1 pseudogene is annotated in these 253 nt (G+C 43.9%); it reads right to left on the bottom strand.

Going from position 1 to position 253, the window contains the following annotated elements:
• Positions 1 to 253 (bottom strand): annotated as a pseudogene (locus SB660_RS22260) (2,3-bisphosphoglycerate-independent phosphoglycerate mutase); the annotation flags it as partial.

Raw genomic sequence — 253 nt, 5'->3', positions numbered from 1 at the left:
AAGATTTATCGGTTTAAACGCTACATAACCGTCAACTGTTTCACTGAAGTGAGTCAGGCAGACGAAATACAGGTTCTTTGGATAATTCTCGCCGCGGTCGAAGTCACGGAAGTCTTTGTTTGTGAACGTGTTGGAAATCTGGATGGCGCGGTCCGGTCTGAAATTATAGAAAATCACAGAATCGCCGTCTTGGATTTTCGCAACAGGCTCACCGTTTTCTTTTGTAATGACAGATGGAATCACGAATTCATCG

Origin of the sequence: Bacillus sp. SIMBA_005 (assembly GCF_046535585.1) — a bacterium.
In the GTDB taxonomy this organism is placed as follows: Bacteria; Bacillota; Bacilli; order Bacillales; family Bacillaceae; genus Bacillus; species Bacillus pumilus.
Note: the sequence above shows the minus strand (reverse complement) of the source record. Positions and strands in the feature narration are given on the sequence as shown.